Origin of the sequence: Micromonospora sp. 050-3, assembly GCF_046549335.1 — a bacterium.
Classification (GTDB): domain Bacteria; phylum Actinomycetota; class Actinomycetes; order Mycobacteriales; family Micromonosporaceae; genus Micromonospora; species Micromonospora trifolii.
In genome coordinates this window covers 994,853-1,006,985 of sequence record NZ_JAJPVX010000002.1, presented here as the reverse complement: position 1 = coordinate 1,006,985, position 12,133 = coordinate 994,853, and the positions used below count along the sequence as shown (strand labels likewise).

Sequence of the window (12,133 nt, the reverse complement as noted above, 5' to 3'; positions counted from 1 at the left end):
TCAGCTCTCGGGCAGGTCCTCGGCGAGGGTCATCCAGCTCTCCTCGATCCGCTCCCGTTCGGCGCGCAGATCCTTGAGCTGGGTGTCCAACTCGGCGACCCGGGCGTAGTCGGTGGCGTCCGCCGCGAGCTGATCGAGCAGCGTGGTCTCCCGCTGGTCGAGCTTGCTGAGTTGCCGCTCCAGCCGGGTCAGCTCCTTGCGGGCCTGACGGACCTCGGCGGCGGACATGCCACCTCCCGAGGTGGCAGCGGGTGCGGAGGTCGAGGTGACACCCGCCCGAGGAGAGCCGGCCCGCTCCGCGGTCCGCGCGAGGTACTCGTCCACACCGCCCGGCAGGTGCACCAGCCGACCGTCGCCGAACATCCCGTACGCCGTGTCGGTGACCCGCTCGATCAGGTACCTGTCGTGGCTGGCCACGATGATCGTGCCGGGCCACGAGTCGAGCAGGTCCTCCAACGAGGCGAGGGTGTCCGTGTCCAGGTCGTTCGTGGGCTCGTCGAAGAGCAGCACGTTGGGCTCGCCGGCCAGCAGCCGCAGCATCTGCAACCGGCGGCGTTCCCCACCGGAGAGGTCACTGACCGGGGTCCAGAGGCGGCGGTCGTCGAAGCCGAACACCTCGGCGAGCTGCGAAGCGGAGACCTCCCGGTCGCCCAACTGAACCCGGCGGGCGACCTCCTCCACCGCCTCCAACACCCGCAGGTGCCCGGGCAGCTCGGTGAGCTCCTGGGAGAGGAAGGCGGGCCGCACCGTGGAGCCGGTGCCGAGGCGGCCGCCATCGGGGCGGGTGATGCCGGCGAGCATCCGTAGCAGCGTGGTCTTGCCGGCGCCGTTCGCACCGAGGATGGCGATCCGGTCGCCGGGGCCGACCAGCCAGGTGACGTCGCGAAGGATCTCCTTCGGGCCGGCGTGCAGCTCGACGTTCTCCAGGTCGTACACCTGCTTGCCCAGCCGGGACGTGGCCATCCGCTGCAACGACATGGTGTCGCGCGCCGGCGGCACGTCGGCGATCAACGCGTTCGCGGCGTCGATGCGGAACTGCGGCTTGGAGGTCCGCGCGGGCGGGCCACGGCGCAGCCAGGCGATCTCCTTGCGGAGCAGGTTCTGCCGGCGGGCCTCGGTGGCGGCGGCGACCCGCTCGCGCTCGGCGCGGGCGAGGGTCCAGGCGGCGAAGCCACCCTCGTAGGCGCGAACGGTCTGGTCGGCGACCTCCCAGGTGTTGGTGCAGACCGCGTCCAGGAACCACCGGTCGTGGGTGACCACGACCAGGGCGCCCTTGCGGCCGACCAGGTGCCGGGCCAGCCAGTCGACCCCGCCGACGTCCAGGTGGTTGGTGGGCTCGTCGAGGATGAGCAGGTCGGAGTCGCGGACGAGCAGCGCGGCGAGCGCCACCCGGCGGCGTTCGCCACCGGACATCGGGCCGACCGGCTGGTCGAGGCCGAGGTGCGGCATGCCCAGGCCGTCGAGGATGGCCCGCACCCCGGAGTCGCCGGCCCACTCGTGCTCGGCGCCCATGCCCTCGGCGAGCCAGGCGGTGCCGAGCACCACGTCCCGGACGGTGGCCTCGGGGGCGAGGGTGAGCTGCTGCGGCAGCCAGAGCACACGCAGGTCACGGCGGTGGGTCACCCGACCGTCGTCGGGGTCCTCCTGCTTGGTGAGCAGCCGCAACAGGGTGGACTTGCCGGCGCCGTTGAGGCCGACCACGCCGATCCGGTCGGCGTCGTCCAGGCCGAGCGAGACGTCCGTGAGCAGCCGCCCGGCGGCGCCGTACCCCTTGGACACCCGGTCCAGATTGACGATGTTCGCCACGTTCCACCCTTCATGATCAAGGCGTCCCGGTGCCGGCGGGCACCTGGACGCCTGTCCCAAGGGTACGCGGAAGCCCCGAACGCCCGCGCCGCGCGCCAGCAGCTCCGGTGGAACGCGTCGTCAGCCGACGCGAGCGCCGGCTACCGGACCGTGCGCGACCCGCGCCTCCCGGCAGACGCCCGCGGCGGTCAACTCGGCCGCGATCCGCTCCGCGTCGGCCGCGTTGGCGGCGAGGAACACGCAGGTCGGGCCGGAGCCGGAGACGATGCCGGTGAGCGCGCCGGCCGCCTCGCCGGCCTTGAGCGTGTCGGCCAGCGCCGGGCGCATGGCCAGCGCGGCGTCCTGGAGGTCGTTGCCGAGCGTACGGGCGAGCACCCGGGGGTCACGCTGGCGCAGCGCGCCCAGCAGGGCATCGGTGCTGCCCAGCGGGGCCCCGGCGGCACCGGAGTCGCGGAGCCGATCCAGCTCCCGGTACGCGGTCGGGGTGGACAGGCCGCCGTCGGCGATCGCCACCACCCAGTGCCAGGAGGTGGGGCGGGCCAGCACGGGGCTGATCGCCTCACCCCGGCCGGTGCCCAGCGCGGTGCCACCGTAGATCAGGAACGGCACGTCGGAGCCGAGGTCGGCGGCGATGCCGGCCAACTCGTCGCGGGACAGCCCGGTGCCCCAGAGCGCGTCGCAGGCCACCAGCGCGGCGGCCGCGTCGGCGCTGCCACCGGCCAACCCGCCGGCGAGCGGGATCTGCTTGCGCAGGTGCAGTCGGGCGTGCGGCAGCACCCCCGCGTAACCGGCGAGGGCGTGCGCGGCGCGGATCACCAGGTTGGTGTCGTCCAGGGCCAGCTCGCCGGTGCCCTCACCCTCCATGGTCAGGGCGAGGGTGTCGCCCCGGCGGGCCGTCAGCTCGTCGTAGATCGAGATGGCGTGGTAGATCGTGTTCAGCTCGTGGTAGCCGTCCCGGCGCAGCGGGCCCACCCCGAGGTGCAGGTTGACCTTCGCGGGCACCCGCACCCGCACCGGGCCGATGGCCCCGCGTCGCTCGTCGTCGTCCGGTCGCCAGGCCTCGGTCACGGGGTGATGTCCCGGACGCGCAGACGGATGTCGAACGGCTTGGCCACGATCAGCTCCTCAGCGTCCTGGGCGGGCACGGCGTCAGCCTACTTCCCGGCCGGCGTACCGACCGGAGCCGACGCGGCGATGGCGGCGAACTGCTGAACGGTCAGTGACTCCCCGCGGGCGCCGGGGTCGACGCCGGCGGCGGTGAGCGCCGCGGCGGCCCGGTCCGCGCCACCGGCCCAGCCGGCCAGCGCGGCGCGCAGCGTCTTGCGCCGCTGCGCGAACGCCGCGTCCACCACGGCGAAGACCTGCTCCCGCGGTACATCGGTGCGGGGTGGCTCGTGGCAGGTGAAGGAGACCAGGCCGGAGTCGACGTTGGGCACCGGCCAGAACACGTTCGGCGGCACCTTGCCGGCGCCCCGGGCCTGGGCGTACCAGGCGAGCTTCACCGACGGAATGCCGTACACCTTGGAGCCGGGACCCGCGACGAGCCGGTCGGCGACCTCCTTCTGCACCATCACCAGGCCGTGTCGCAGGGTGGGCAGCACGGCGAGCAGGTGCAGCACCACGGGCACGGCGACGTTGTAGGGCAGGTTCGCCACCAGCGCTGTCGGTGCCGGGTCGGCCAGCTCGGCGGCGGCGATACGCAACGCGTCCGCGCGGTGCACCGTGAGCCGGGCGGCGTCGGCCCCGGCGTGCCGCGCGACGGTCTCCGGTAGGGCCCCGGCGAGCACCGGATCGATCTCCACGGCGTGCACGTGCCCGGCGACCGGCAGCAGACCCAGGGTCAGCGAGCCGAGCCCGGGCCCCACCTCCAGGGCCACGTCGTCGGGGGTCAGGCCGGCGGCGGTCACGATCCGGCGCACTGTGTTCGGGTCGTGCACGAAGTTCTGGCCCAGCTTCTTTGTGGGCGCGACGCCCAGCCGGGCAGCGAGTTCCCGGATCTCCGCCGGGCCGAGGAGACCGGTCATGGCTGGCAGCGTAGCGACGGGGTCGGTGCCGACCGTCGGGCCGGGCTCACCATGGGCCGAAGGCCCGGTCGCCGGTGGCGGAGATGGCCGCGCACAGCTCGTCCAGGTCGCTGCCGGTGGTCTCGGCGAGCGCGCGGACGGTGAGCGGAATCAGGTACGACGCGTTCGGCCGGCCCCGGTACGGCATCGGAGTGAGGTACGGGGCGTCGGTCTCCACCAGCATCTGGTCCACCGGGGTGAGCGCGGCGGCCTCGCGCAGCGCCGTCGCGCTGCCGAAGGTGACGGTGCCGGCGAAGCTCAGCAGGTAGCCGCGGCGGACGCACTCGCGGGCGAAGTCGGCGTCGCCGGAGAAGCAGTGCAGCACCACCCGGTCGGGAGCGCCCTCGTCGTCGAGGATCCGCAGCACGTCGGCGTGCGCGTCGCGGTCGTGGATGACCAGCGTCTTGCCGTACCGCTTGGCGATGGCGATGTGCGCCCGGAAACTCTGCTCCTGCGCGGCGCGCCCCTCGTCGCCGGTCCGGAAGAAGTCCATTCCGGTCTCGCCGATCCCCCGGACCCGGTCGCGGGCGGCGAGTGACTCGATCTCCCGCAACGCCTCGTCGAGGTCGCTCAGCCGGGGCGCCTCGTTGGGGTGCAGCGCCACGGTGGCCAGCACGGCGGGGTACCGGTCGGCGGTGTCCGCGCCCCACCGGGAGGAGGCGACATCCACGCCCACCTGGACCAGCCGGTCCACGCCGACCTTCGTGGCCAACGCGATGGCCACGGCGACCGGGTCGTCGGCCGGCCCGCCGCCGGGCACACCGGCCTCGCTGACAGTGATGTCCAGGTGGGTGTGGCTGTCCAGCACCGCCCGGGGCAACGACTCGGGGGCGGGCGGGAACTCTCCGGCCCGCCGGGCGGCACGCTCGCGGCGGGTTTCAGTGGGCTCGCTCATCAGCGACAGCATCACACACCGGGCCTGTCCATCTGCCCGCCACCCGACGTTCACCTCGACTACGTCGCGCGACTCTACGGTCGCTCACGAGCGGACGCGACAGCGTGCGACCCATCCCACGGAGCAGGGAGGCGACGGCGTGAGCGTCACCCCCCAGGCCGGCGGCAGCGCCGGTGAACGGACCGGACTGCACGTGGCGTTCGACGGCGGCGTGTACCCGGCCGAGGAGATCGCCCGAGGCGCCGCGTACGAGTTGTTCAGCGCCGACGAGGTGGCCGGCTTCGAGTGGGCGCCCCGCCCGGGTAGCGCCCTGCCGTGGCGCCGGTTCGTGCACGTCACCGAGGTGACGGCTGTGCACGGGGCGACCGAGCCGGCCGACGAGCCGGAGACGCCGCTGCTGATGCCCGCCCACCGCGAGCGGGGTTGGGCGTACCTGCACCAGCTCAGCCAGCAGCCGGCGGCGGCGGGCGACCCGATGCTGGCGGTGGCGCGCGCGTCGGCGGTGGTCCGGCGGGGCACCCGGATGATGAAGGTGCTCTCGGCCCAGCAGCTCGCCGGCTTCGTACGGGGTTGGCTGCCGCACGGCTTCTGCTACCGCGAGCACGATGTGGCGCACCTGCGTACGCCGGCGACGACGACGGTGCTGCGTACTGATGGTGACGCTGGCCGGGACGGCCCGGACGTCGCGTACGCGCTGCGCTGGCGCGCGTCCGACCCGGGTGACTACGACGTGCCGGTAGGCCCGGCACACCGCGGCCTGACCGCTCTGGCCTCCCGGGACCGGCTCGGCGCCCCGGTGCTCGGCACCGGCTTCGTGCCCAGCAACGGTCAGCTCATCCCGGAGTTCATCACCCGGGACTTCGCCGACCTGCCGATGCCGGCGAACGCCGCCCTCATCGCGTACCCGGCCGAGGGGGTGGAGGTGGTGCTGTACACCTACCAGGCCGAGCAGCGCGGGTGGCTGCGGATGGTGGGCCCGCAGTGGCGGCACCTGTTGGCCGCGGTGCCGGGCCTCTCCCCGGACCAGGAGTACGTGCCGAACGCCGACGCACCCCGCTCCACCCAGTTGGTCGGCATGTACGGCGACAGCGAGTACGAGGCCGTCGCCGACCTACCCGGTGGGTTCCGGGTGCTGGCGATGACCCGGGCGGCCCGTTACCCGGTGGACGCGGTGGCCCGCCGGGTCCGCTTCGCCCAGTGGCGGGGGGTGCCGTGCCTGGTGCTGCGGGAGGAGGCCGGCTGGCTGCGGGTGCGCCTGCGCTACCCGAACCCGGACGCCATGGTCACGACCGGCGCACAGTGTCAGGAACGTGGCGTCTACGAGGCCTGGGCACCGGGCGCCGAGGTGACCGACGACCAGGTGATGGACACCCGGTACGCGATGTGACGACGCGCGGCGGCAGGGCACCCCGCCGCCGCGCGTCGTGGTGTGCTCAGTCGGCGAGCCGGGCCAGTTCCTCGTCGACGATCGACGGGTCGAGCTTGCGGAACACCGGCTTCGGCGCGGCCAGCGGGCGGCCCGCCTCGATCGACACCGACTCCCAGCGCGCGCCGACGGTGTAGTCCCCGGTGAGCACCGGGTACGCCGGGCCGCCGTCCAGGTCGTCGACCTGCTCGATCACCGGCATCGGCGCGTGCACGCCGGTGCCCCCGAGCAGCTCGTGCACCTGCTGCGCGGAGTGCGGCAGGAACGGGGTGAGCAGCGTGTTGGCATCGCTGATCACCTGAAGGGCGACGTGCAGGATGGTGCCCATCCGGGGCTTGTCCGCCTCGTCCTTGAGCTTCCAGGGCGCCTGCTCGGAGAGGTACCTGTTGGCCTCGGCGACCACCTTCATGGCCTCGCCGATCGCCTGCTTCTGCCGGTGCCGGCCGATCAGGTTGCCCACCGTGGTGAAGCCGGTCCGGGAGACAGCGAGCAGCGCCTCGTCGGCCTCGGTGAGCCCGGCCGGGTCGACCGGTGGGATCGCCCCGAAGTTCTTCGCGGCCATCGAGACGCACCGGTTGACCAGGTTGCCCCAGCCGGCGACCAACTCGTCGTTGTTGCGGCGCAGGAACTCGGCCCAGGTGAAGTCGGTGTCGTTGCTCTCCGGGCCGGCGGCGGCGATGAAGTAGCGCAGCGCGTCGGCGTCGTAGCGCTCCAGGAAGTCGCGAACGTAGATGACCACCTTGCGGGACGAGGAGAACTTGCGCCCCTCCATGGTCAGGTACTCGCTCGAAACCACCTCGGTGGGCAGGTTGAGCCGACCCAGCTCGCCCGGCTCACCGTCGCGGGAGCCCTCGCCGGAGTAGCCGGAGAGCAGCGCCGGCCAGATCACCGAGTGGAAGACGATGTTGTCCTTACCCATGAAGTAGTAGGACTGGGCGTCCTTCCCCGCACCGTCGGCGGACCAGTACTTCCGCCACGCGTCCGGGTCGCCGGAGCGACGGGCCCATTCGATCGAGGCGGACAGGTAGCCGATCACGGCGTCGAACCACACGTAGATCCGCTTGTCCGACCGGTCGCGCCAACCGTCGAGCGGGATCGGCACGCCCCACTCCAGGTCACGGGTGATCGCCCGGGGCTGGAGGTCGTCGAGCAGGTTGCGGGAGAACCGCAGCACGTTGGGCCGCCACCCCTCGCGGGTGTCCAGCCACTGCCGCAGCACCTCGGCCAGGGCCGGCAGGTCCAGGAAGAAGTGCTCAGTCTCGACGAACTTCGGGGTCTCCCCGTTTATCCGCGACTTCGGGTTGATCAGGTCGATCGGGTCGAGCTGGTTGCCGCAGTTGTCGCACTGGTCACCGCGGGCGCTGTCGTACCCGCAGATCGGGCAGGTGCCCTCGATGTAGCGGTCGGGCAGGGTGCGCCCGGTGGACGGGGAGATCGCGCCCATGGTGGTCTTCGGCACGATGTAGCCGTTGCGGTACATCCCCTCGAACAACTCCTGCACCACCGCGTAGTGGTTACGGGTGGTGGTGCGGGTGAACAGGTCGTAGGAGAGACCGAGGCCGTGCAGGTCCTCGACGATCACCCTGTTGTACCGGTCGGCCAGCTCGCGCGGGGTCACCCCGTCGGCGTCGGCCTGCACCTGGATCGGGGTGCCGTGCTCGTCGGTGCCGGAGACCATGAGCACGTCGTGGCCGGCCATCCGCATGTACCGGGCGAAGACGTCGGAGGGAACGCCGAAACCGGAGACGTGGCCGATGTGGCGGGGGCCGTTGGCGTACGGCCAGGCCACTGCCGCGAGAACGTGACTCATGAGCAGTGAGCCTAGTGACCTGTCCGGCGCGTCCGCGAACCAATGGGGGGTGCCCGACCGGCGGACCGGGTCAACCACGTCGCCCGTTGGTCCGATTTGTCGTCGACACGCGGCTCAGCTGCCCGTTTCACCTCCTGGTGCGGTGTGCAATGAACGTCGTGACGGGCAGAGGAGCGGCGCGGGACCACGAGGACCGTCCCACCGGGCCGGCGGTCGGCGACGACCCGGGGCCCGAGCCCGCCGCGCCCCGGGTCGCCGGGGTCGCGCCGCAGCCCCGGCTGGTGCCCAGCGCCGACCCGGGTGCGCAGCGGCCCACCCCGGCGGGGAGGTCCGCCGCCCCGGCCCGCCCCACGCCGGCGGCGCCGTCGCCCACCCCGACCCGTCCGACCCCGGGGGCACCCGTACCCAGCCCGGTGCGGCCCGGCTCGTCGGGCCAGCCGGCCGGCGCGGCACCCGCCGGCGCGGAGCCCGTCGAGGTGGAGCCGACCACCGGCGCGCCGGTGGACGCGGTGCCGCGTCGGGTGCCGGTCCGGCAGCAGGGTCGCCGGCAGCGGGACCATGGGCCCGACGGCGACCCGCCGGACGACGACGGCGGCGCCTTCTGGGCCCCGATCGAGCAGGTGCACTGGGACGGCACCCCGGTCCGCAAGGACGCGGCACCGGCGCGGCTTCGCGGCTTCCGACTGGCGCGGCGCCGGGCACCCAGCCGCACGCCCCCACCGCCGGATCCGCTGCCCGGGCTCGCCGCGCTGGTGGTGCTGAGCCTTGTCGCGGCCTTCTTCGCCTGGGTCAGCGCCGGCCCGTTCTGGCTCGCGGTCGGGCACGCCCGGACGGGCACCGTAGTGATCGACGACTGCTCCGGCGGCGGGCTCACCCAACGGTGCCGGGGGATCTTCACAGCCGAGAACGGGCGGTTCATCGCCCATGGGATCCGGGTCAGCGGCGTGCCCGACGAGGGGAGCGCGGCCGGCACCTCGCTGCCAGCGCGGATGACCGGCCCGGACAGCGGCACCGCGTACGCGGACGTCGGCGTGGGCCGGCACCTGCTGTGGCTGCCCGGTCTGCTGGTGGTGCTGGCCTGCACCGTCGGCATCGTCCGGTGGACCGGCTCGGCCCGACTGCCCGGTCGCCAGCACCGTCGCTGGGCGGTGGCCGCCGCCGTCGCCGGCCCCACGCTGATCACCGTCGGCTTCCTGGCCGCCGCGTGGTGAACCCGCCGTCCGGCGAGCCGGACCACAGGTGTCAGCTGTGCACGATCGTGTAGACGTCCCGGCGGCGCATCTCGTACTCGGTGGCGACGTCGGTGATGGCGTCCCGGCGGGACCGGCCGGCGGCCTCCCGCTCGGCGACGGCGGCGCGCAGTGTGTCGTCGTCGGGGCGTTCGGCCGCGGTCACCGGGGCTCCGGCCACCACCAGGGTGATCTCTCCGCGCGGGTCCCCTTCGGTGGCCCACCGGGCCAACTCGCCGATGGGGCGGCGGAGCACCTCCTCGTAGGTCTTCGTGAGTTCGCGGCAGAGCGCGGCCGGCCGGTCCGCCCCGAACGTGTCGGCCAGGTCGGTGAGCATCGCCCCGATCCGGTGCGGCGCCTCGAAGAAGACCAGGGTGCGCTCCTCGGCGGCGAGCGCGCGCAGCCGGGATCGACGCCCGCCGGGGCTGCGGGGCAGGAAGCCCTCGAAGCAGAACCGGTCGCAGGGCAGCCCGGAGACGGCCAGCGCTGTGGTGACCGCGCTGGGCCCGGGGGCGACGGTGACCGGCGCCCCGACATCCAACGTGGCACGGACCAGGCGGTAGCCGGGGTCGGAGACGCTGGGCATCCCGCCGTCGGTGACCAGCGCCACCACGTACCCGCCGAGGATGGCCTCGACCAGCTCGGGGGTGCGCCGCTCCTCGTTGCCCTCGAAGTAGGAGACGATGCGACCGCCGACGGTGAGGTCGAGGTCGCGGGCCAGCCGGGTGAGCCGGCGGGTGTCCTCGGCGGCGACCACGTCGGCGCTGATCAGCACCTCCCGCAGCCGGGCCGACGCGTCGGAGGGGTTGCCGAGTGGAGCACCGAGCAGAATCAGGCGCCCAACTTCGGACATTTCACCCACGGATTCGTCTCCTTCATTGCTGGGAATACCGGTATCAGGGACGACGGACGCCACCGGACACCTTGGCAGCCTACGATCGCCGGGTGACGAGTGCGTCGACAGCGCAGAGCCCGAGCGCGGATCCGGACAAGATGATCCAGGTGACGGGCGAGCCCAGTGCCACCCAGGAGCCGACAGCACCGAGTGCCGAGGGCGGCGGGGTGGCCGCCATGGTCCGGCGACGGTTCGCCACCGTCGACACCCAGGTGGACCGGTTCTCCTGGTTGGCCACGGCAGTGGTGGTGGCCATCGCGGCGATCGTGCGCTTCGTCGGGCTGTCCAGCCCGAAGGGCAAGATCTTCGACGAGACGTACTACGCCAAGGACGCCTACGGGCTGATCTCCCGTGGCGTGGAGTGGAACTACAAGGACAACGTCGCGTCGTACGTGGTGCACCCGCCACTGGGCAAGTGGTTGATCGGCGTCGGCGAGTGGGCCTTCGGCTATCAGGACGCGGAATCCAAGGTCACCGTCCCGGGCCACCTGATGACCACCGCGCCGGAGTTCGGCTGGCGATTCTCGGCGGCGGTGATCGGCACCCTGTCGGTGCTGCTGCTGGTCCGCATCGGTCGGCGGATGTTCCGCTCGACGGTGCTCGGCTGCGCGGCCGGCCTGCTGCTCGCCCTGGACGGCTTCCACCTGGTGCTGTCCCGCGCGGCCCTGCTCGACATCTTCCTGCTCTTCTTCGTGCTGGCGGCGTTCGGTGCGCTGGTGCTCGATCGGGACGCCCGCCGTCGGCGCTGGGCTCGGGCTCTAAACGACGGGCTCGATCCGAGCCAGCCGGGCCGGGCCGGCCGCCCGCCGACCGGTTGGCGCACCTGGCCGTGGTGGCGGCTGGCGGCCGGGGTGCTGATCGGCTGCGCCTGTGCGGTGAAGTGGAGCGCCCTGTACTTCGTGCCGGCCTTCGCGCTGCTGGTGCTCTTCTGGGAGGTCGGCGTCCGCCGCTCGGCGGGGGTCCGCCGGCCCTGGCGGGACACGCTCGTCGACGAGCTGCCCTGGCTGGTGCTCGCCGGCGTGGTCATGGTGGGCACCTACCTCGCCACCTGGTCGGGCTGGCTGCTCACCGACGACGGTTACTACCGGCTCGCGTCGGCCCATCCCGGCGCCCCGCTCAGCGACCGCCCGGTGATCGGCCCGCTGATCAATCTCTTCGAATACCATCGCGCGGCGTACGGCTTCCACGCCCAGCTCGACGACGCGCACAAGTACCAGTCGTGGCCGTGGCAGTGGCTGCTGTTGGGCCGGCCGGTGGCGTTCCACTACGCCAGCAACGGCGTCTGCGGCGCGCCGACCTGCGCCTCCGAGATTCTGCTGCTCGGCACCCCGCTGCTCTGGTGGTCGTTCCTGCCCGCCCTGGTGGCGCTGGCCTGGCTGGGTGTGGCCCGTCGGGACTGGCGGGCCGGCGCGATCCTGCTGACGGTGGCCGCCGGGCTGCTGCCGTGGTTCTGGTTCGCCCTCGACGGCCGAACGATGTTCTCGTTCTACGCCGCGCCGGTGGTGCCGTTCCTGGTGCTGGCCGTGGTGTATGTGCTGGGCGCGCTGATCGCGCCCGCCGGGGGTGACGTGGGTGCGGTGGCGCCGCTGGTGCCCGGTGACCCGAGTTATGAGCGCCGACTGGTGGGCAGCATCGCGGCGGGGGCATACGTGCTGCTGGTGGCGCTCTGCTTCGCGTACTTCTATCCGATCTTCGTCGGCCGGGTGATTCCGTACTCGGACTGGCTGTCCCGGATGTGGCTCGACGGTCGGTGGATATAAGCATCGACAGGCGACGCGCCGCGTAGCGCGACGGAAGAAGGGCCCGCACGCCGAAGCGTGCGGGCCCTTCTTGACAAAGACGCGCGCCCCGATCGCCTGCCACGGGGGAAGCGGGCGATTGGGGCGCGCATGAAGAGCTTAACCACCGCGCACCACCGGCACAACGGGTCGACTTGGGTCAGATTTCCGACGGATGCTGGCCGAACCGGCACCTCCCCTCGCGCAGTTGACCGAGGGTGACCCGCCGTG

Annotated in this window: 9 protein-coding genes; 3 read left to right on the top strand and 6 right to left on the bottom strand. The window is 72.9% G+C overall.

Features of this window, described 5'->3' with window-relative positions:
* The 4 genes from ACLJOK_RS19690 to ACLJOK_RS19675 form a co-directional block, all read right to left on the bottom strand.
* Positions 1 to 1,806 carry an ABC-F family ATP-binding cassette domain-containing protein gene (locus ACLJOK_RS19690; protein ID WP_410820207.1) on the bottom strand — a complete coding sequence of 602 codons (1,806 nt, stop codon included), beginning with the start codon at positions 1,804 to 1,806 and terminating at the stop codon, positions 1 to 3.
* A gap of 120 nt (positions 1,807 to 1,926) precedes the next feature.
* Complete coding sequence (locus tag ACLJOK_RS19685) at positions 1,927 to 2,874, bottom strand: 4-(cytidine 5'-diphospho)-2-C-methyl-D-erythritol kinase (RefSeq protein ID WP_238683605.1); 948 nt, start codon at positions 2,872 to 2,874, stop codon at positions 1,927 to 1,929.
* An 86-nt stretch (positions 2,875 to 2,960) separates the two neighbouring features.
* On the bottom strand, positions 2,961 to 3,830 hold the full coding sequence (gene rsmA, locus ACLJOK_RS19680) for a 16S rRNA (adenine(1518)-N(6)/adenine(1519)-N(6))-dimethyltransferase RsmA (RefSeq protein ID WP_410820206.1): 870 nt from the start codon (positions 3,828 to 3,830) through the stop codon (positions 2,961 to 2,963).
* A 46-nt stretch (positions 3,831 to 3,876) separates the two neighbouring features.
* Positions 3,877 to 4,776 carry a TatD family hydrolase gene (locus tag ACLJOK_RS19675; RefSeq protein WP_410820205.1) on the bottom strand — a complete coding sequence of 300 codons (900 nt, stop codon included), beginning with the start codon at positions 4,774 to 4,776 and terminating at the stop codon, positions 3,877 to 3,879.
* Between the two features lie 127 nt (positions 4,777 to 4,903).
* On the opposite strand from ACLJOK_RS19675, the gene ACLJOK_RS19670 reads away from it, so the two are divergent.
* Positions 4,904 to 6,151 carry a hypothetical protein gene (locus ACLJOK_RS19670; RefSeq protein WP_410820204.1) on the top strand — a complete coding sequence of 416 codons (1,248 nt, stop codon included), beginning with the start codon at positions 4,904 to 4,906 and terminating at the stop codon, positions 6,149 to 6,151.
* 46 nt (positions 6,152 to 6,197) lie between these two features.
* On the opposite strand, the gene metG is transcribed toward ACLJOK_RS19670, so the two are convergent.
* A complete protein-coding gene (gene metG, locus ACLJOK_RS19665; protein WP_410820203.1) occupies positions 6,198 to 8,000 on the bottom strand; it encodes a methionine--tRNA ligase in 1,803 nt (600 codons plus the stop codon).
* A gap of 149 nt (positions 8,001 to 8,149) precedes the next feature.
* On the opposite strand from metG, the gene ACLJOK_RS19660 reads away from it, so the two are divergent.
* A complete protein-coding gene (locus tag ACLJOK_RS19660) occupies positions 8,150 to 9,211 on the top strand; it encodes a hypothetical protein (protein WP_410820202.1) in 1,062 nt (353 codons plus the stop codon).
* 31 nt (positions 9,212 to 9,242) lie between these two features.
* On the opposite strand, the gene rsmI is transcribed toward ACLJOK_RS19660, so the two are convergent.
* Positions 9,243 to 10,082 (bottom strand): 16S rRNA (cytidine(1402)-2'-O)-methyltransferase, encoded by an 840-nt coding sequence (rsmI, locus tag ACLJOK_RS19655; protein WP_410821541.1) that lies wholly within the window; start codon positions 10,080 to 10,082, stop codon positions 9,243 to 9,245.
* Between the two features lie 140 nt (positions 10,083 to 10,222).
* Between rsmI and ACLJOK_RS19650 the strand changes: the two genes are divergently transcribed.
* Complete coding sequence (locus tag ACLJOK_RS19650; RefSeq protein WP_410821540.1) at positions 10,223 to 11,884, top strand: dolichyl-phosphate-mannose--protein mannosyltransferase; 1,662 nt, start codon at positions 10,223 to 10,225, stop codon at positions 11,882 to 11,884.
* Positions 11,885 to 12,133 lie beyond the last annotated feature (249 nt).